Source organism: Romboutsia ilealis (assembly GCF_900015215.1).
Classification (GTDB): Bacteria; Bacillota; Clostridia; order Peptostreptococcales; family Peptostreptococcaceae; genus Romboutsia; species Romboutsia ilealis.
The window spans coordinates 1,074,295-1,093,352 of the sequence record NZ_LN555523.1; the positions used below are offsets into that span (position 1 = coordinate 1,074,295).

General features: G+C 26.3%; 22 protein-coding genes. 13 read left to right on the forward strand and 9 right to left on the reverse strand.

What is annotated here, in order from left to right; genetic code table 11:
• The first annotated feature begins 296 nt into the window (after positions 1-296).
• Positions 297-2,186, forward strand: a complete 1,890-nt coding sequence (locus CRIB_RS05075) for a sensor histidine kinase (protein WP_180703446.1) — start codon at positions 297-299, stop codon at positions 2,184-2,186.
• Positions 2,187-2,258: 72 nt separating this feature from the next.
• Here CRIB_RS05075 and CRIB_RS05080 read toward each other — a convergent pair whose 3' ends face one another.
• From CRIB_RS05080 to CRIB_RS05095, 4 genes are all read right to left on the reverse strand, one after another.
• A complete protein-coding gene (locus CRIB_RS05080; protein WP_180703447.1) occupies positions 2,259-3,134 on the reverse strand; it encodes a thermonuclease family protein in 876 nt (291 codons plus the stop codon).
• A 323-nt stretch (positions 3,135-3,457) separates the two neighbouring features.
• Entirely contained in the window at positions 3,458-4,030 is a 573-nt protein-coding gene (locus CRIB_RS05085; RefSeq protein ID WP_180703448.1) for a hypothetical protein, read from the reverse strand.
• Positions 4,031-4,423: 393 nt separating this feature from the next.
• The gene (locus CRIB_RS05090; RefSeq protein WP_180703449.1) at positions 4,424-4,927 is read right to left on the reverse strand and encodes an ImmA/IrrE family metallo-endopeptidase; all 504 of its coding nucleotides are present in this window, start codon (positions 4,925-4,927) and stop codon (positions 4,424-4,426) included.
• 12 nt (positions 4,928-4,939) lie between these two features.
• Positions 4,940-5,362 (reverse strand): helix-turn-helix domain-containing protein, encoded by a 423-nt coding sequence (locus tag CRIB_RS05095; RefSeq protein ID WP_180703450.1) that lies wholly within the window; start codon positions 5,360-5,362, stop codon positions 4,940-4,942.
• Positions 5,363-5,793: 431 nt separating this feature from the next.
• Between CRIB_RS05095 and CRIB_RS05100 the strand changes: the two genes are divergently transcribed.
• From CRIB_RS05100 to CRIB_RS05125, 6 genes are all read left to right on the forward strand, one after another.
• Positions 5,794-6,006 carry a helix-turn-helix transcriptional regulator gene (locus CRIB_RS05100; protein ID WP_180703451.1) on the forward strand — a complete coding sequence of 71 codons (213 nt, stop codon included), beginning with the start codon at positions 5,794-5,796 and terminating at the stop codon, positions 6,004-6,006.
• A gap of 61 nt (positions 6,007-6,067) precedes the next feature.
• Positions 6,068-6,880 carry a phage antirepressor KilAC domain-containing protein gene (locus tag CRIB_RS05105; RefSeq protein WP_180703452.1) on the forward strand — a complete coding sequence of 271 codons (813 nt, stop codon included), beginning with the start codon at positions 6,068-6,070 and terminating at the stop codon, positions 6,878-6,880.
• Positions 6,881-6,953: 73 nt separating this feature from the next.
• Positions 6,954-7,376 (forward strand): hypothetical protein, encoded by a 423-nt coding sequence (locus CRIB_RS05110; RefSeq protein ID WP_180703453.1) that lies wholly within the window; start codon positions 6,954-6,956, stop codon positions 7,374-7,376.
• Positions 7,377-7,385: 9 nt separating this feature from the next.
• The gene (locus CRIB_RS05115; RefSeq protein ID WP_180703454.1) at positions 7,386-7,919 is read left to right on the forward strand and encodes a hypothetical protein; all 534 of its coding nucleotides are present in this window, start codon (positions 7,386-7,388) and stop codon (positions 7,917-7,919) included.
• On the forward strand, positions 7,885-8,595 hold the full coding sequence (locus tag CRIB_RS05120; protein ID WP_243633595.1) for an ATP-binding protein: 711 nt from the start codon (positions 7,885-7,887) through the stop codon (positions 8,593-8,595). The genes CRIB_RS05115 and CRIB_RS05120 overlap by 35 nt, the downstream gene beginning before the upstream one ends.
• A gap of 371 nt (positions 8,596-8,966) precedes the next feature.
• Positions 8,967-10,364, forward strand: a complete 1,398-nt coding sequence (locus tag CRIB_RS05125; protein ID WP_180703455.1) for a GH25 family lysozyme — start codon at positions 8,967-8,969, stop codon at positions 10,362-10,364.
• Between the two features lie 174 nt (positions 10,365-10,538).
• Here CRIB_RS05125 and CRIB_RS12805 read toward each other — a convergent pair whose 3' ends face one another.
• From CRIB_RS12805 to CRIB_RS05145, 4 genes are all read right to left on the reverse strand, one after another.
• The gene (locus CRIB_RS12805; protein ID WP_408638562.1) at positions 10,539-10,697 is read right to left on the reverse strand and encodes a YvrJ family protein; all 159 of its coding nucleotides are present in this window, start codon (positions 10,695-10,697) and stop codon (positions 10,539-10,541) included.
• 63 nt (positions 10,698-10,760) lie between these two features.
• Positions 10,761-10,988, reverse strand: coding sequence for a DUF2922 domain-containing protein (locus tag CRIB_RS05135; RefSeq protein WP_180703456.1), 228 nt, complete (start codon positions 10,986-10,988; stop codon positions 10,761-10,763).
• A 33-nt stretch (positions 10,989-11,021) separates the two neighbouring features.
• Positions 11,022-11,237, reverse strand: coding sequence for a DUF1659 domain-containing protein (locus CRIB_RS05140; RefSeq protein ID WP_180703457.1), 216 nt, complete (start codon positions 11,235-11,237; stop codon positions 11,022-11,024).
• A 99-nt stretch (positions 11,238-11,336) separates the two neighbouring features.
• On the reverse strand, positions 11,337-11,876 hold the full coding sequence (locus CRIB_RS05145; protein ID WP_180703458.1) for an N-acetylmuramoyl-L-alanine amidase family protein: 540 nt from the start codon (positions 11,874-11,876) through the stop codon (positions 11,337-11,339).
• Between the two features lie 154 nt (positions 11,877-12,030).
• Between CRIB_RS05145 and CRIB_RS05150 the strand changes: the two genes are divergently transcribed.
• Positions 12,031-12,285: a Mor transcription activator family protein gene (locus CRIB_RS05150; protein WP_180703459.1), complete on the forward strand. Its 255-nt coding sequence runs from the start codon at positions 12,031-12,033 to the stop codon at positions 12,283-12,285.
• 404 nt (positions 12,286-12,689) lie between these two features.
• Here CRIB_RS05150 and CRIB_RS05155 read toward each other — a convergent pair whose 3' ends face one another.
• Positions 12,690-13,346: an HD domain-containing protein gene (locus CRIB_RS05155; RefSeq protein WP_180703460.1), complete on the reverse strand. Its 657-nt coding sequence runs from the start codon at positions 13,344-13,346 to the stop codon at positions 12,690-12,692.
• A 250-nt stretch (positions 13,347-13,596) separates the two neighbouring features.
• Here CRIB_RS05155 and CRIB_RS05160 point away from each other — a divergent pair, with 250 nt between their 5' ends.
• The 5 genes from CRIB_RS05160 (at position 13,597) to CRIB_RS05180 (ending at position 19,009) form a co-directional block, all read left to right on the forward strand.
• Positions 13,597-15,090, forward strand: coding sequence for a class I SAM-dependent DNA methyltransferase (locus CRIB_RS05160; protein WP_180703461.1), 1,494 nt, complete (start codon positions 13,597-13,599; stop codon positions 15,088-15,090).
• Positions 15,080-16,366, forward strand: a complete 1,287-nt coding sequence (locus CRIB_RS05165; RefSeq protein ID WP_180703462.1) for a restriction endonuclease subunit S — start codon at positions 15,080-15,082, stop codon at positions 16,364-16,366. Before CRIB_RS05160 ends, CRIB_RS05165 begins: the two co-directional genes overlap by 11 nt.
• Before the next feature lie 341 nt (positions 16,367-16,707).
• The gene (locus CRIB_RS05170) at positions 16,708-16,950 is read left to right on the forward strand and encodes a hypothetical protein (protein WP_330404951.1); all 243 of its coding nucleotides are present in this window, start codon (positions 16,708-16,710) and stop codon (positions 16,948-16,950) included.
• A gap of 11 nt (positions 16,951-16,961) precedes the next feature.
• Positions 16,962-17,984, forward strand: a complete 1,023-nt coding sequence (locus tag CRIB_RS05175; protein WP_180703463.1) for a type II TA system antitoxin MqsA family protein — start codon at positions 16,962-16,964, stop codon at positions 17,982-17,984.
• An 80-nt stretch (positions 17,985-18,064) separates the two neighbouring features.
• The gene (locus tag CRIB_RS05180; RefSeq protein WP_180703464.1) at positions 18,065-19,009 is read left to right on the forward strand and encodes a Panacea domain-containing protein; all 945 of its coding nucleotides are present in this window, start codon (positions 18,065-18,067) and stop codon (positions 19,007-19,009) included.
• Positions 19,010-19,058: the final 49 nt, after the last annotated feature.

The following is a 19,058-nucleotide window of genomic DNA, read 5'->3' on the forward strand; positions in this document are numbered from 1 at the left end:
ATATTATAATACTTAAAAAATTACTTTGAGGTACCTTCCTTTAAAAAATGAAGGTGTGAGTAAGGTAAGTTATTTTATGACTTATTTATAATAAAAATGGATAAAAAAGCAAAATTAAAGAGAATAAAATAGATAAAAGTAGAAAGATGTCGTACGAAAAATAAATAATCTTCATAAAAATACTATAATAAATTAAAAAAGATGATAAAATTATAAAATAAGGTATAAATTGACAGCAGATTGAGAAGGAGGAGAGGCTTATAAATATAAAACGAATTTATACTTTTATAATTATCGTGTTTTTTATATTTACAAATAGTAAAAATGTATATTCATTAGAAAGAAAAGAAATTTTATTTATTAGTTCATATAATCCAAATTTTATTAGTTTTAATGATCAAATAAATGGAATTGTTGATAGTTTAGGAGAAGATATTAATCTACGTACTGAATATATGGACTCTAAGATAACAGATAATGAAAGTAATGAAAGGGACTTTTATAATTTATTAAAATATAATATAAGTACTTATGAAAAGTATGACTCTATTATTGTAGGAGATGATGAAGCGTTAGAGTTTGCAATTAAGTATAGAGATGACATATTTAAAGATATACCTATAGTATTTTTAGGTGTGGAAGATACAAAACTTATACAAGATTCGCTTAAATATAATCTAGTATCAGGAGTAAGAGAATTAGAGTCATTAGGTGCAAACATAGAATTAATTGCTAAACTTCATAAAAATGTGAAAAATATTTATATTATAACTGAAGATTTAGAGATTTTAGATAGATCAATTGAATCGTTGGAGGAAGGGTTCTATACTAAACAGGGATTAAACATTAATACAATTGTGACGAAAAATATGTGTATTGATGAATTTAAAGAAAAGTTATCTACTTTAGATGAAGATGATGGAATTATAACTTTTTATCCAAATAATTTTAAAAATAACTATTGGATTGGTCATGAAGATGTAACTAGACTAATAAAGCAATATACTAACAATGCACCTATATATAGTATACTAGGATATAATATAAATAATGGAAGTATTGGTGGAAAAGTTATTAATCATTATAATCAAGGTAAAAAGGCTGGAGAAATAGTAAAAGCTATACTAGAAGGTAAAGATGCAAAGAAATTATATATAGATAAGGATAATGCAAACGAGTACGTATTTGATTATCACACAATGAAAGAGTTTAATATAAAAAAGAGAGATTTACCTGAAGGTTCAATAATTATAAATGATCCAATAGCATATATACTTAATCATAAAGAATTAAGCTTATCTATTTTATTATTTGTGTTTGGATTAATTAGTATAATTTTTGTTTTAATATTTTATATTAGATATAAGATAAAATATCAAAAAGAACTTTTATGTGTTATAAATGAATCAAATGAAGTCAATAGATTAAAATCATATTTTATATCTAATATAACTCATGAGTTAAGAACTCCAATTACAGTTATAACATCTGTAATGCAACTTACAAAATCTAATAAGCATGATGAAGATTTTATATTAAAAGTAAACAATGCAAAGATTATAGATGATAATTGTAATAGATTATTACGACTAATAAATAATATAATAGATATAGATAAATATAAATATGGAAATATGACTTTAAACTTGGAGAAAGTAAATATAGTTGAGCTTTCAGAAAGTGTTGTAACGTCAATACTGCCATATGTAAAAGCTAGAAATTTAGAAGTAATATTTGATACTACAGACGAAGAAATTATAATGAATATAGATTGTAATAAAATTGAAAGAGTATTACTTAATTTATTATCTAATGCAATTAAGTTTTCAAATAAGGAAGGTACTATAAGAGTTAATTTAATAAAGAATAATAATATGTTAAGGATTGAAGTAGAAGATAATGGTATAGGCATTAAAGAAGATAACTTACATAAGATATTTGATAAATTTGTTCAATTAGATAGTACTATGACTAGAAAAAATGAAGGCAGTGGAATAGGTTTATCTATAGTTAAATCATTTGTAGAGTTACATAATGGAAATATAAGTGTAGAATCTAAAATAAATGAAGGAACTATATTTAAAGTTGACTTACCTATTGTAACCGAAGAGATAGAATATAAAGAATATAGTGAAGATGAGATAATTAATAAATCTAAGTTAGAACTATCTGATATATACATGTAATTAATAGTAACAAAATTATTAAAAAAAGCCAGTAAAATTAATTTTACTGGCTTTTTTTTATGTTTTAAATGTTTAATAACATAGTCCACAAGGTACATAACCTTTAGATTTAGCTTCCTTTTCAGTCATCTTAATTGCACCCTTCATATTATGTGCATTTTTAGTAGAATGGTACTTATTTGAACTAGAAGAACCACCATTAGCATAAACTGTATTACTTGATGAATTAGAATTACTTGATGAACTAGAATCACTAGAAGAAGTATTAGTATTAGAATTATAAGCCTCTACATCAAATCCTTTATCAGTTACATATCCATCAACAGACCATATATTTAACTTGTTTGATTTTGCATAGTCTTGAGCTTTATAAAGCTCATCTAAATGTCTTTTTTGAGAATAAATATATCCAACTCTAGCGTATCCTTTAGATATTAATGTTTCATTAAACATTTGCCAATTAGAAGTATCAGTAGAGTAGTACCATAAATAACCTAAATGTCTATCATATTTATCAGTTTTACTACCTTCATCATATTCAATATAAACTGTATCTCCAGTTACTAAAGTATTTTTTGCAAAGTTTGATGCTTCTATTGAGTATGGTTGAGGGTCTACACCTTTTTTTACTGACTCTGGAGTATCCACTAATAAAAGTCTTAAAGTTACAACTTCTTTAGTTTTGTCTAATTTTAGTTTCATAGTATCTCCATCTACAACTCTTTCAACACTTGCTTTAACAGAGCCTTTAGGTAATTCTTTACTAGCGCTTAAACTTTGATATGAATCATTAGATTCAATCGTTACTTGATTATTATTAGATATTGAGTTCTTAACTTGGGTTTGATTTGTAATTGTATTTTGATCGCCATTAGAACATCCAGTAAATAATATAGATATTGCTAATGCTGATGATAGAAATATTGATTTTAATTTATTAAATTTCATAAGATTCCCCCTTACTATAAGTTTATTATAAAATATTATTATAATACATTTATTATGAAATACCAATAAATAAGGTGAAAAATGTAATTTGTTGACTTGTTTTTTACGTATATATGTTTTAAATAAGAAAATCACTAACCATAAATTTCATCTATATAAATTAAAAAATAGGCTATGTTAGCCATCTTCGTGATAAATATGACATAAAAATAACCACACCTTAGACTTTTCAATACATTGAATTCTAAGATGTGGTTGATTATATAACTTACTATAAATTGTTTGTAATATATTAATATTGTGAATCAAATGATTTATAGTAATTATTCGAATATTAATTCATTATTATATATATCAAAATACCTACAATTTACATCTACCATATCTTCTAATTCCTCTTCTGATAATATATCTCTAAGATTAAGTAAAACCATAGACGGTTTACCCATTTCCAATGTGTCATTAAAGATACGGTTATTTACTGAAATCTCTACATTAGAAACATTACTTCCATTAGAAATAACTATGTAAGCCATATTTCTAAATTTTAATCCATCGCTAAGATTATATCTAACTATAAAGTTGCTTACACCTAATCCATTTGACTCAATACCTTGTGCCATATTGTCTGTCATTATATAATTTCCTTTTTTATTTTTTTCACATACAATATATCCTTGTCCTGTATTTGATAAAAAAGTTACTATTTTAGAATCATCAATTTGTATTGTATCTATAATAGATAAATTTTCTTTTCCGATACTTTCCATAAAGTCACTTTCATTGAGATATTGTAATACTTCTTCATCAGTATTTAAAACTATATCATTGTTAGTACATCCTGCTATAAATATTAATGAGAATATTACATTAATAAGTATTATGATCTTCTTCATTGTACTCCCCCTTAAATTGTTGTCTACATAAATAATTGTTAACTTATATCTTAACATATATATTATAATTTTATTTAATACACATTATATAACAATTGCTAAAGATTAGTTATATCATATATAACATTAAATTATTTTATCTAAAAAGAATTTATATCCATATTATAACTTACTTTTACCAAATAATATTATAAGTATAGATACTGTATAAATAGAGTATAGGGAAAAAGAAAAATAAAAAGAAAAATAAAAACAAAAATAAAAATAAAAAATTCGCTACGCTTGAGCGACGTGTCGGCGAAATACTTTAAGCCACGTGTGGGCGCTAATTTTTATGTCTCCAACGATATATCCTTGCTCAAAAAGAAAAAGGTTAGGAAAACCCAACCTTAATCAAAAAGCTATTTTAAAATTAGCATATACTAAATTTTTACGCTTTAAATCTACATACTTTACAGGAACACATTGTTCTTTAGCTTGATTGATATTTGTAACTCCTAAGTTAATATATTCTAAAGTAGAATCATCATCTAATAAAAACTCAGAAGCAAAAATTTCAGCCTGCATTTCAATCTTACAATCTGCTATTACTGGCTTATAGTTTTGATCTATAGTATTTACATCAGGATGAAGTATGGCATGACCTAACTCATGAGCTAAAACATAAATCCTTTTATAATAGTCTAACTTTGAATTTATAAAAATAAACTGTTTACTAATAGATACACAATTTCCAAAGTGTATATCAAACTTTCCATAAGCACCATCAACTTCTAAATCGTCAGTATAAAGGAGTATTATTTTTCTATCCCTTATAATATCTTCTAAACTACAACCCTCATACTCAAGTTTTAAATTTCTAACTATATGTCTTATGCTAGATGCTGAACGTGGCATAATAATCCCCTTTTATTTATCTTTTGATTTATTTTGTAACTCTCTTTCTTTTTCCTCTTGTATTGATAATAAAATAGCCCCTTTCATAGCAGATACTATGTTTTCTATAGTCTTATCAGATACAGGTTTTCCATAAAGTAGACAAGATGAATTTTGCAAAGTTATATTCATATCATCAAACATATCCTCTATAGCAACTAAATTATTTTCATCTTTATTAATAACCTCAATAGTATCTGTAATACCTAATATATAATCAGCAGATATACCTAAAGCCTCAGCTATTTGACTAATAGTACCAGCTTTTGGTTCTCTATATCCGTTTTCATATCTAGATAAAGTAGGTTCTGCAATATTAGCTTTTTTAGCTAGTTCTCTTTGATTTAAATTCATATACATTCTAGCTTTTGCTATTCTTTCACCCATAGTTTCCATAAAAATATTCCTCCAATTTATATAACTTTATAACTAAAAGTCTATTAATTTAAGTAAATGTAAATCTATATTAAAATAAATTTTATTTAAAATTGTTAAAAATATAGTTAATAGATTATAGTTAATAAAACTTATAAAATCCATAAAAATTATTTTTCTAATGTGATAAATTAAATATCTTTTTAGAAAGATGAATAAAAAAATTAAAAAAATTTTTATAAAAATATTATAACATAAAAGTAGTAAAATATTACAAAATACTAAATAAAATTTACAATTTGGTAATAAAATAAGTAATTTAAAAATCACAACTTGTAGAAGTTTGCCAAATGATTATTGACAATAAATATTTTTAGGAATATTATGTAATTACAGATAGGGAAAAGAAAATTATAAAAATATAATATATATTGTTTAGGAGGTAAATTTAAATGGGGCTTAAAGGACTTAAGGCAAAAAGGATGTTAATGGGGCTTACTCAACAAGATATTTCTAAAAAAATAGGGATTGCTTGCAAAACTTATAATTTTAAAGAAAATGGGAGAAATGATTTTACATTAAGTGAGGTTTCAAAAATTAGTAAGTATTTAGACTTAAGTGCACAAGAAATAAAAGATATATTTATAAATTGTAATGAAGTTTAAAGTAAAAAATTTTACAATCTTACTTACCAAATGGTACGTATAAATAAAGGAGGATAATCAAATGGAAATAAACAAGGTTTTTAGAAATAAGGAATTTGGGGAGATTAGCGTAATAGTTAAAGATAAAAAAGAGTATTTTGAAGCAATACCAGTGGCAACTATACTAGGTTATCAAAATCCAAGGGGAGCAATACTTAGACATTGTAAAAAAGAAGGGGTACTGTTTCAAGACGTAAGGGTAGTAACTGGAGTCAAAAAAGATGGAAGTAATGCACAAAAATTTGTATCTAAAAAATACATAAGTGAAGGAAACTTATACAGATTAATCATGAAGTCAAAATTGCCAAGTGCAATAAACTTTGAAAACTGGATAATGGATGAAGTACTTCCAGAAATAAGAAAATATGGTACATACTTAAATGATGATGCAATAGAAAAAACACTTAAAGATCCAGACTTTATAATACATTTAGCAATGGAGATTAAAAAAGAAAGAGAAGAAAAATTAATGGCACAAAGAAAAGCTGAAAACTTAGAAGCAATAATTACAATAGATACACCTTACACAAACTTTGGAAAAAAGGTTGCAGTAAGTTCTGATGCAATAACTATAGGTCAATTTGCAAAACTACTTAGCAATAACGATATAGTAATTGGTAGAAACAGATTGTTTACATTGCTAAGGGATAGAGGCTATCTTATAAAAAAGGGAAAAGACAAAAACATGCCAAAGCAAACATACCTAGAACAAGGATTATTTAAAATAGCTGAAAATGTAGTTAAGACTGTTGAAGGAGAAATACTATCAACTACAACTTTAGTAACAGGAAAGGGACAAATGTATTTTTTAGATTTACTAAGCAACTTAATATAAGGATATATTTATACCATTAAAGCTTATTATAAACTTAATAACAATTTTAATAAATGTAAAAGGGGAGAAAATTATGATATTTTTAAACAACAACAATTTTAAAAAAGAGTCAATGACAAACGAAGAATTTGTAGAAGCTGTAAAATATATATTAAACCATGAATTACTTTCTTTAAACGATAAAAACAATTCAAAAGAAAATCCACTAATATTAGTTGATAAAGAAGCTAGATTAAATAGATATGATGTAATATGTAGCTATATAAAAGAACTAGAAGCAGAGAAAAAGTCCATAGAAAACTTTTTTAAAAGTGAAATGGATGGATATGAAACAGCTTATATAGGCGATAGAAAGCTTACACTTAAAAATCAAAGTAGAAATACAATAGATACACAAAAATTAAGAACAGAGTTACCAGATATAGCTAATGCATATACAAAAACAACAACATCAAAAGTGTTTAAAATAAGCCAAAGAGTATTAAAGAATGTGTAGGTGAAATTTATGGCAGCATATCGTCACATACACATAGATTATTGGCAAGATAGCTTTGTACTAGATTTAACTCCAGAAGAAAAGTATTTTTATATATACTTAATGACAAACAGTAAAACAACTCAATGTGGAGTATATAGTTTACATAATAGAATTATAGAAACCGAAACGGGATACAACAGAGAAACCGTAGAAAAGCTTATACAAAGATTTATAGAATATAAAAAGATATATTACTGTGAAGAAACTAAAGAAGTATACCTGGTAAACTGGATAAAGCACAATATGTCAAACAGTCCTAAAGTACAAAAGTGTATAAAAAAAGAAATAGATAATATTAAAAATAAAGAATTTGTAAAACTTTTATATAAGTCCTTTGAAGACTTAGGATATAACATAGAAAATGGGGAAGATAATCATGGAAAATATAACAAAGAGTATAGAGAGTCTAAACATGCCAAATCACTTAAAAATGAGAATGACAAAACTTATAAAAGCACAACAGATGATGAACTTGAACAACTTAGAAAAAGATTGGGATAAGAGTAATTATAAATGTAATAAATGTAGAGACCTTACCTTTATAATAAATGATGGTGTGGCAACACCATGTGAATGTAGGATAGTTAAAGAAGCTAAAGATATTTTAAGAAAAAGTGGAATAAGCGAAGAATTTAGAAATAAAAACTTTGAAAACTTTAAAACTATAAATGATAGCCAAGCTATAAATGCCTATAACAAAGCTATAAAATATTCTAATAACTTTCATATTATAAAAAATAATACTCAAAACTCAATAATGTTTATGGGACAATCTGGATCGGGAAAAACTCATTTATCACTTAGCATTGCAAATGTATTAATGGATAATGGTGTAGGAGTTGTTTATATGGGATATAGGGACGTAATAACGCAGATAAAACAAAATATTATGGATGAGGTTTACTATAATAAAATTATGAATAGATATAAAAATGCAAAAGTGCTTTTAATAGATGATTTATTTAAGGGAAGCATTAGTAAAAGTGATATAAATATAATGTTTGAACTTATTAATCATAGGTATTTTAATAAGTTGCCAGTGATAGTTAGCACAGAACTTAGTATAGAAAACTTGGTTAATATAGATGAGGCTTTAGGTAGTAGGTTGATTGAGATGTCAAAAGATTTCCTAGTAGGAATAAGGAATAAAAAATTAAATTATAGAATCTACGGATAAGGGTAATAAAAATTCATAAATTTACCTATGTAAAAAAATTATGGAATATATATTAGAGCAAAATTAGTTGTAAAAATTTCCAGGGAAAAGATTAAATCAATTATTAAAAATGTTAATATTTTATTTGTATATTTAAAACAGACTGGTAATAAAAAGATTATTTATATAAAAATATAATAAAAAATTGTAGAAAAAAAGTGGGATGAATCATAGTATATATTGTGCGCGAATTATATTATCAGTTTGTCAGAGTACTGTACTTTGGACTAACTAGAATATATCACAGAACTTGACTTTCTTCTATGCGTGCACTGAGTATTTCAAGTTATAAATAGAACAAATTAAATGAAATAAAAGAAGGGAGCAAATAAATGAGTTATAAAGGTATTGATGTAAGTCATTATCAAGGTAATATTGATTGGAAAAAAGTAAAAGAAAATATTGATTTTGCTATATTGAGGTTAGGTTGGATAGGAAATACTAATCATACCTTAGATACAAAATTTGAAACCTATTACAAAGCTTGTAAAAGAGAAGGCATTCCAATAGGTGTATATGTATATAACTATTGTAATACACAAGAAAGGGCAGAAAGTGGTGCCAAGTGGGCTGTAAATCAATTAAAAGGCAAAAGTATTGATTTGCCTGTTTATATTGATATGGAAGATAGTAAGATTGAGCATTTAGGGAAAGTTAAATTAACTAATATTTGTATTGCATTTAATACAGTAATAGAAAATGCAGGATATTGGGCAGGTGTTTATGCAAATCTTAATTGGTACACAAATTATCTTAATAAAGATACTATAAAAGCAAGATATACAACGTGGGTTGCAAATTATGGAGTATCACAAGATAGATATAAAGGTCAATATGATATGCTTCAATATTCTGACACAGGAAAAGTACCAGGAATATCAGGAAACGTTGATATGAATATAATGTATAGAGACTTAATTAATGAAATTAAAGGATCAAATCCAGGTACAGATAAAAAAACAATTGAAGAATTAGCAAAAGAAGTAATTGCTGGTCAATGGGGTAATGGAGAAGAAAGAAAAATAAAACTTATTAACGCAGGATATGATTATGAAGCTGTCCAAGCAAAAGTAAATGAAATATTACAATCTACAGATAGAAAAACAGTTGAAGAATTAGCAAAAGAAGTAATTGCAGGTCAATGGGGTAATGGAGAAGAAAGAAAAACAAGACTTACTAACGCAGGATATGATTATGAAGCTGTTCAAGCAAAAGTAAATGAAATATTAGGATCTACAGATAGAAAAACAGTTGAAGAATTAGCAAAAGAAGTAATTGCAGGTCAATGGGGTAATGGAGAAGAAAGAAAAACAAGACTTACTAACGCAGGATATGATTATGAAGCTGTCCAAGCAAAAGTAAATGAAATATTAGAATCTACAGATAGAAAAACAATTGAAGAATTAGCAAAAGAAGTAATTGCAGGTCAATGGGGTGATGGAGAGGAAAGAAAAACAAGACTTACTAATGCAGGATATGATTATGCAGCTGTTCAAGCAAAAGTAAATGAAATGTTAGAAGAAAATACAAGTACAACAAATTATTACCCACCTGTTAGTTCAACTTATAATTCAATAGTTGAAGCTCTAAACTCTATTGGTGTTGATAGTTCCTTTAATAACAGAAAACAAATAGCTATAAAAAACGGAATAAATGACTATACAGGTACAGCAGAACAAAATATAGAGTTACTAAATAAATTAAAAGATGGTAAATTGATTGAGATATAAAGTTAGATTTTACTAAAAATAGAATATGTATTTTAGGTAAGTGTGGGTTTGAATAAGAATATAAGGTATTGATTGAAAATCAATACCTTTTTATTTAAACTATCCCAAAATGGAAATATAAATGGTTTAATATATTACAAATAAAAGAGATAGGGGAGATTAGCCCCTATTTATCTATTTTATCCTTATAATATTTTTAGATAATTCATTAATACTATCAGATAAAGTCTGTAACTTACCCTCAATCCTCACAAGTAAATACATACTAAGAGCAATAGGAAAGCCTACAGAAGCTATCAAAGTTTGTAACTCTGAATTCACCTTGAAACACATCCTTTCAATACTTTTAATTAACAAAAAAGCTATGCCAAAAATTTAGACATAGCTTTTGTAAATTTATAACTCTAAATCATAGGGTGTAGTATCAGTAACAACAACCTTAGCCTCAACTATTGATGCTATATCAGCACCATTAGGAGCAAAGATATTTTTATCTACTACTAAATCCATAGCTGATTTTATCTCAGATTCAGTAATATCCTCTCTTGGATCATCAACTGATAAAGAAACCTTCTTATCATCAGTAGTTTTAAAAGTCATAACAAGTCTTTTATTTATTTTCATATTTATTCCTCCTTAAATATAATAATTTTACTTTTAAGCTAAAGTAGTATTATCTATCTTAGCTATTTCAATTGTTGTGTATTCTTGAAGAGTCATTAAAGCCTCTGCAACCTCATACACATTTTGTGCTGATGCATCAGGTTTAACGGATGAAAATGTCTTACTTTTAACCTTTGTTTTACCATCTAACATACCTAAGTCTAGTTTTATTCTTAAGCTTGATGGGTTTTTCATTTCATTAACAGCCATATAGCCACCTCCAATTATTTTAAAAGATTATTATCTTCTTGATATTAAGTATAGAAACTATTGTGTTTGTTATATATTAAAATATTTGAAGAAAATATTTTATAAATTATTAGCAAACGATAGTAGGGTAGATGAGATACTTGATGATATATCTTTTATGTATTTTTCTAAAGATAAATTTGATTCAACACTAGGGTTAGATATAAAGTCTATCTCTATTAGTAATGCAGGCATTTTAGTTTTTCTAAGTACTGAAAACTTTTTTGACACTTTTACACCTCTGTTTAAAGTATTTATAGCCTTTGAAAGATTAGTGCATATGTTTTTAGATAATGTATAAACCTTACTTTTTTCATCATAAACCCATACCTCACAACCCTTTGCTAATTTGTTAGTTGCAGCGTTCATATGTATACTTACAAAGTAATCACATTTGTTTTCATTTGCTTTTTTACTTCTATAATCTAGGGAGTAGTATTTATCGTTTTGTCGTGTTGTTATTACTTTTTGATTATGTTTTTCTAAGTTTTCTTTTATAATCATACCTATTTTTAAAACTACATCACTTTCTTTTGTATTATAAGTTCCAACTGCTCCAGAGTCTTTTCCTCCATGTCCAAAGTCTAAGTACCATTTCATAGTTATGCCTCCTTATATTTTTAGTAATAGTTTAATATGGTTTTATTTAAGAGAAATATTAAAGTATTTGAAGAATTTAGTAGGAGGCTTTGTATTTATTAGAGAATGTATATAGTATGTGTTTTAAAAATGTGAAATTATATAGGAGGGTGTTATGTTAGATAATTTAACTATAAATGATTTACCAGATGGTGTTGTTGATGTTGTTGAGGTTATAGGTATGGATGCTTTTAAGAGTTTGGTTAAGTTTGCTGGTGGAAGTAATTTATATATACCTAATGAATCAAGTCTTGTTAAAGGGGCTAGAAATAGGATGATTAGGGAGAGTTTTGATGGTGATTATAAGAAGGTTTCTAGAAAGTTTGGAATTAGTACAGCTCAAGTTAGAAATATTGTTAATTATAAGTAATCTTTTGAAAAATATTTTGTATTGTAAAGAAACATTTGTTTGATATATAATTTTTATGTTGTAAATTTTTGATTTAATTTCGTATGAGATTTATGTCATTTTTTAATAAATTAGCAGGATACGGTAATATGAACAATAATATAGAGCATCAAATAGCTGATTACTTATTAGATGATGAAAATGTTATAATGGCATTTACATTTATCATTTAAGGTTCCTAAAAAACAAGCTGAAGAAGCTAGTGAGATTGTAAAATTAGTAAAGAAGCATTATTTATCTAGATAATTAATATAGTTTAATACGGAAGCTAAAATACCCTGTCGTAAATACCGACAGGGTATTTTTTTAGTTTATAGATTTATTTTATATCATATTTATCACAAAGAAGGCTAATATAGCCTATATTAGTACTGTTCATTAAAATTCCATTCACTATAAAACACATTTAGAAAATCTTCCATGAATTTATGTCTTTTTTGAGCTATTTCTTTTGCTGTATTTGTATTCATTAAATCCTTTAATTTTAATAACTTTTCATAAAAATGATTTATTGTATGGTTTTGTGAATTCTTAACTTCATTTAAGGACTTAAAATCTATAGGCTTTAAGTTTGGATCATATATTATTCTACTTTTACTCCCACCATAAGTAAATGCTCTAGCTATTCCTATAGCACCTATAGCATCTAGTCTATCTGCATCTTGAACTACCTTTCCTTCAATGGTATGTTGTGTTGAATCAACAACTCCACCTTTAAAAGATATAGTTTGTATTATTTTAATTATTTTCTTAAAAGATTCATTATCTATATTTATGGATTTTAAAAAGTTTTCTGTAACTGTGGTTTTTGTATCATTGGTATTTGAAAATTTCCAGTCATCAATATCATGTAATAGCGCTGACATTTCAACAATAAAAGAGTCTGCATTTTCTTTTTGTGCTATATATTTAGCTAATTTATATACTCTTTCTATATGAAACCAATCATGTCCGCTACCTTCATATTCTAGTTTATCTTTAACAAATAATTTAGTTTTTTCTATCATTAAATCTTTATTCATGTTAGTAACCTTTCTGTTTTATAATATATAACCATTGCGATTTAGTTTATATTGTATCATTTTCAATACTTATTTAAAATATAGCCAAATGCAAAGAAGCTATTCTTTAAATAAAAATAGCTTTTTCATTATTACAGTAAAACTATGTGTATTTCTAACTTTATAACATTTATGTATTTATTCTGTCATTGTTATTAATTGCTAGATAATATGATATAATGTAAAAAGATAAAAGAAGGGATGTGTAACAATGGCAACAATCGGATTCGAAGAAGAATTATGGGCAAGTGCTGATAAATTAAGAAATAATATGGATGCAGCAGAATATAAACACGTAGTACTAGGACTAATATTTTTAAAATACGTTTCAGATACATTTATGGAAAAATACAAAGAACTATTAGAAGAAGATGAAGACTTTGCAGAAGATATGGATGCATACTTAGCAGAAGGAGTATTCTGGGTGCCAGAAATAGCTCGTTGGGATTACATAGCAAAACACTCAAAACAAGCAGAAATAGGACAAATAGTAGATAGTGCATTAGATGCAATAGAAAAAGAAAATGATTCATTAAGAGGAGTACTACCTAAAAATTACTCTAGACCAGAACTAGATAAAAGAATATTAGGTGAAATAATAGACTTATTCACTAATATAAACGTAGGTGGTAAAGAAGGAAAAGAAAAAGATATACTAGGTAGAGTATACGAATATTTCTTGGGAAAATTTGCAGCCAACGAAGGTAAAGGTGGAGGAGAATTCTATACACCAAAATCTATAGTTGCACTTATGGTAGAAATGATTCAGCCTTTCAAAGGATATGTATACGACCCTGCTTGTGGAAGTGGAGGTATGTTTGTTCAATCACTTAAATTCGTAGAAGAACATAGTGGAAGTACATTTGATATAAGTGTATATGGACAAGAAAGTAACCCTACTACATGGAAACTAGCAAAAATGAACTTAGCTATAAGGGGAATAGAAAATAACTTAGGAAGTAAAAATGCAGATACTTTCCACGAAGATTTACATAAAAACTTAAAGGCAGACTATATACTAGCAAATCCACCATTTAACCAAAGCGACTGGGGACAACCATTATTAGTAGATGATGCTAGATGGAAATGGGGAACACCACCTCAAGGAAATGCTAACTATGGATGGATAGAGCATATGTTAGATAAACTAAGCCAAAAAGGTAAGGCAGGAGTAGTACTTGCCAATGGTTCATTATCTTCTAATACTTCTGGAGAAGGGGATATAAGAAGAAAAATACTAGAAGATGATTTAGTAGATTGTATAGTAGCATTACCAGATAAGCTATTCTATACTACTGGTATACCTGTATGTATATGGTTCTTTAATAGAGATAAAAAGCATAAAGGACAAACTTTATTTATAGATGCTCGTAAAATGGGTGATATGGTAAATAGAAGGTTAAGAGAATTAAGTGATGAAGATATTAAAAAGATAGCTAATACTTATATAGCTTGGCAAAATGAAGAAGGATACGAAGATGTTCAAGGATATTGTAAGGTTGCAAGTATTGATGAGATAAAGGAACATGATTATATACTTACTCCTGGTAGATATGTAGGTATTGAGGAAGTTGAAGATGATGGTGAAGACTTTGAGGAGAAGATGGAAAGGCTAACTAATACTTTGGCTAATCAGTTTAAGAAGTCTAGGGAGCTTGAGGAAGAGATAAGAAAGCAACTTGGAGGAATTGGCTATGAGTTGTAATGAGTGGAAAGAATATACTTTAGATGAAGTTTGTATAAGTATAACAGATGGTTCTCATTCTAGCCCTAAGAGTGTAGAAAATGGATATCCAATGGCATCAGTTAAGGATATGGGATATTTTGAAATAAATATAGATTCATGTAGACAAATAAGTGAAGAAGATTATCAGAAGTTAGTAAATGGAAAATGTAAGCCAGAAATAAATGATGTATTGATAGCTAAAGATGGTAGTTATATGAAGTTTGTTAATGTTGTAAAAGAAGAAAAGGACTTAGTTCTTTTATCTTCAATAGCAATACTTAAACCTAATATAGATATACTTAATCCTTTATTTTTAAAGTATTATTTATTAACTCCAAATGTAAAACATGAATTAGAGTATGGTTATGTATCAGGTTCTGCAATAAGGAGAATAGTACTTAAAGACTTTAAGAGATTTCCTATAAAATTACCACCATCAGAAGAACAAGAAAAGATAGCTAATATTTTATCTTCTTTAGATGATAAGATAGAGTTAAATAATGAGATGAACAAGACTTTAGAAGAGATGGCTCAAAGTATTTTTAAGAGATGGTTTGTTGATTTTGAGTTTCCTAATGATGAGGGTCAGCCTTATAAGAGCAGTGGTGGAGAGATGGTTGATAGTGAGTTTGGTATGATTCCTAATGGATGGGAAGTTAAGAATCTTGATGAAGTCCTAGAATTAATAATTGATTATAGAGGAAAAACACCTAAAAAACTAGGTTCAGATTGGTCTGATGAAGGTATAATGGCATTATCAGCAAAGCATATTAAAGATGGAAATTTAGTAAATCTTGAAGTAATAAAATATGTAAGTAATGAATTATATGAAAAGTGGATGAAAGATAAACTAAAAATGGGTGACATAATTATGACTTCAGAAGCACCAGTAGGAGAATTATACTATATAAACACTAATACAGAATATTGTCTAAGTCAAAGAGTATATGGGTTAAGAAGTAATAAAAATATATTAAAAAGTAGTTTATTATATTATATGTTGGATTCAAAACATGTAAAAGGTCAGATATTAAATAGATCAACTGGAACTACGGTTGTAGGAATTAGGCAAACTGAATTAAGAAAAGTTAATGTAATAGTTCCACCAATGAATATACAAGAAAGTATATCTATTTTGTTAGATAAAATACTATCTAAAAAAGAAATATTAGATAATGAAAATACGAATTTAGCTCAAATAAGAAATAGTATATTGCCAAAGCTAATGAATGGTGAGATAAAAATAGGTATATAATTTATTTTTAGAGAAAAAATTAAATATTATATCTATAAGCTTGTATAAAAATAGATAGTAATTGTCTATTTATAGAACAAAAAAATAAAAGTTAGTCAAATTGACTAGCTTTTATTTTTTTCAAAAATTACATATAACAATATAAATTTTTCTTTATTTTTGTACGTACATAATATATTATATTAGTATAAATGCCTCTAATTGATGGCAATAATATATAGCACAAGGAGGTTTTTATTATTAAAACCGTATTTATAAATAAATACCTAGAAAAAATAAAAACACATATTACAGAAAAAGGTTTTGATTTTGTAGGTAGTAGAGATAAAAATGCAAAGTTCATGCAAGAGTATGGATTTCAAATACAAGATATAGAAGATATATTATTAGATTTAAATAAAGAACATCATATAGGTGGTCCAGAAAATGACCATAATAAAACATTAAAAGGGAATATATGGAAGTTTAGATATGGGCTTGAGCTAGATAAAGATGATATCATTAATATATACATAAAAATTAGATATAATCCTCCAGAAGAATTAGTTTGTATATCATTTCATGAGGATGAATTATTTGAGTAGGAGGTAGTATTATGAGTACAGAAAAAAGAAAAGTATATTGTGAAAAATGTAATGAAAAAGTAGAATACTTAATTATAAATGAAGTAAAAGAAGAATATAAAAATGTAAAAGTTAATGTTGAACAAAATATAGGTGTTTGCTCACAATGTAAAGAAAGATTATATGTTACAGAATTAGAAGAAGCTAATTTAGATAGATTATATACGAAATATAGAGAATTAACTGGCATAGTATCGCCTAAAGATATAATAGAATTTAGAGAAAAGTATAATATATCTCAAAGAGAGCTAGTAGCAATACTTGATTGGGGCAAAATGACTATAAATAGATATGAAAGAGGAAGTTTACCTAATCAAAGTCATAGTGAAATATTAAAATTAATTATAAATAATGAAAGTTATTTTAGAGAAAAGGTAGAAGATGCATATAAAGCTGGTAGAATTACTGAAAAAACATATACTGAAATTTTTACATGTGTAGATAAAGAAGTTAATATTACACAACAATTTAGTATACAAACCCTTATAAAAGATACATTATCTCATAATCCAAGTATATATAATGGTTTTAGGAAATTTGACTTAGATAGACTAGAAAATCTTATTGGATATTTAGCATCAAGAGTTAATAATTTATATAAGACTAGTCTTAATAAATATTTATGGTATATTGATTTTGTAAACTATAAGAATAATTTAAAATCAATTACAGGACTTAGATATGCAAGGTTTACTTATGGTCCTATAATAGAAGGTAAAAACTATGGACTTATATTATATTTAGATAATAAGTTTGAAAAAGAAATTAAAGAAATTAATTATAATGAAATAGTTAAAATTAAGAGTAAAAATAATTATGATTTAAGTTTATTTTCTAAAGATGAGATAAAAGTAATAGATGAAGTTATTGAATTACTTAAAAATAAAACTGTTACTAAGATATCAGATTTATCACATGAAGAAAGAGCATGGATAGAAACTAAAGATAATGAATTAATATCATATGAATATGCACATACTTTAAAAGCAATATAAAGCTAGTCAACTACTAGCTTTTACTTTTAGTAAAAAATCATTATAATTATAATATAAACTTACAATCTGGGGGAAAGATAATGTTTACAGAAGAAAGCCTAGAAAATGTAGTCATAGAATACCTAAAAGACATTGACTACACATATATACATGGAAGTAACTTAAACAGAGATAACAAAGAAGTTCTTCTACTAGATAGATTAGAAGAACGCCTTATAAATATAAATAAAGAAATACCAAAAAGCTCAATAAAAGAAGCAATAAGAAAAATACGTGCATTTGAAACTAATGACGTATTTACAAACAATAAACTATTCCACAAATATTTTACAGAAGGAGTGGAAGTAACAGACTTTATAAATGGAGAAACAAAGTATTACACTATAAAATTAATTGATTATGACGATATAGAAAATAACGACTTTTTAGTAGTAAATCAATTAGAAATAGTGGAAGAATGTAGAAATAGAATTGAAGAGTTAAAAAAATCAGAACTTGCCATAAGTGTAGACGAATCAAATGAACATAAAATTGATAATGTAGCTATTAATATAATAAGAAAGTGTGGAGAAATAACACCGTTAGCTCTTCAAAAGCTTTTATACTACTCACAAGCTTTTTATAAGTTGTTTACTGGAGATTATTTATTTGATAATGATTGTGAAGCATGGATTCATGGACCTGTTTATAGATGTATTTATGATAGATATAAATGCTTTGGAAGAGGTCAAATAGAAATTAACGATAGCGATGAAATTTTACTAGATGAGATTGAAGATTATATAGTTGGTTGTGTAGTTAGGTACTTTGGGTGTTATAGTGGAAAAATTCTTGAAGAAATGACTCATTCAGAAATGCCTTGGATTTTAACTAGAAGAGGATTAAAAAAGGATGTTGGATGTAATAGAATAATTGAAAAAGAATTTATTGATATATATTTCAAAAACGTAAAAGATAAGTATAAATTAATTAGTATAGATGATATAAAAGAATATAGTACTACTTTATTTAACTCAATAAATTAAATTTTAATCAAAAACAAAAGCTAGTCAAATGACTAGCTTTTACTTTTGT

Coding starts and splice junctions, on each gene's coding strand:
- CRIB_RS05080 (WP_180703447.1), bottom strand. CDS start 3,134: ATGAAATTTAATAAATTAAAATCAATATTTCTATCATCAGCATTAGCA.
- CRIB_RS05085 (WP_180703448.1), bottom strand. CDS start 4,030: ATGAAGAAGATCATAATACTTATTAATGTAATATTCTCATTAATATTT.
- CRIB_RS05090 (WP_180703449.1), bottom strand. CDS start 4,927: ATGCCACGTTCAGCATCTAGCATAAGACATATAGTTAGAAATTTAAAA.
- CRIB_RS05095 (WP_180703450.1), bottom strand. CDS start 5,362: ATGGAAACTATGGGTGAAAGAATAGCAAAAGCTAGAATGTATATGAAT.
- CRIB_RS05100 (WP_180703451.1), top strand. CDS start 5,794: ATGGGGCTTAAAGGACTTAAGGCAAAAAGGATGTTAATGGGGCTTACT.
- CRIB_RS05105 (WP_180703452.1), top strand. CDS start 6,068: ATGGAAATAAACAAGGTTTTTAGAAATAAGGAATTTGGGGAGATTAGC.
- CRIB_RS05110 (WP_180703453.1), top strand. CDS start 6,954: ATGATATTTTTAAACAACAACAATTTTAAAAAAGAGTCAATGACAAAC.
- CRIB_RS05115 (WP_180703454.1), top strand. CDS start 7,386: ATGGCAGCATATCGTCACATACACATAGATTATTGGCAAGATAGCTTT.
- CRIB_RS05120 (WP_243633595.1), top strand. CDS start 7,885: ATGAACTTGAACAACTTAGAAAAAGATTGGGATAAGAGTAATTATAAA.
- CRIB_RS05125 (WP_180703455.1), top strand. CDS start 8,967: ATGAGTTATAAAGGTATTGATGTAAGTCATTATCAAGGTAATATTGAT.
- CRIB_RS12805 (WP_408638562.1), bottom strand. CDS start 10,697: ATGTGTTTCAAGGTGAATTCAGAGTTACAAACTTTGATAGCTTCTGTA.
- CRIB_RS05135 (WP_180703456.1), bottom strand. CDS start 10,988: ATGAAAATAAATAAAAGACTTGTTATGACTTTTAAAACTACTGATGAT.
- CRIB_RS05140 (WP_180703457.1), bottom strand. CDS start 11,237: ATGGCTGTTAATGAAATGAAAAACCCATCAAGCTTAAGAATAAAACTA.
- CRIB_RS05145 (WP_180703458.1), bottom strand. CDS start 11,876: ATGAAATGGTACTTAGACTTTGGACATGGAGGAAAAGACTCTGGAGCA.
- CRIB_RS05150 (WP_180703459.1), top strand. CDS start 12,031: ATGTTAGATAATTTAACTATAAATGATTTACCAGATGGTGTTGTTGAT.
- CRIB_RS05155 (WP_180703460.1), bottom strand. CDS start 13,346: ATGAATAAAGATTTAATGATAGAAAAAACTAAATTATTTGTTAAAGAT.
- CRIB_RS05160 (WP_180703461.1), top strand. CDS start 13,597: ATGGCAACAATCGGATTCGAAGAAGAATTATGGGCAAGTGCTGATAAA.
- CRIB_RS05165 (WP_180703462.1), top strand. CDS start 15,080: ATGAGTTGTAATGAGTGGAAAGAATATACTTTAGATGAAGTTTGTATA.
- CRIB_RS05170 (WP_330404951.1), top strand. CDS start 16,708: ATGCAAGAGTATGGATTTCAAATACAAGATATAGAAGATATATTATTA.
- CRIB_RS05175 (WP_180703463.1), top strand. CDS start 16,962: ATGAGTACAGAAAAAAGAAAAGTATATTGTGAAAAATGTAATGAAAAA.
- CRIB_RS05180 (WP_180703464.1), top strand. CDS start 18,065: ATGTTTACAGAAGAAAGCCTAGAAAATGTAGTCATAGAATACCTAAAA.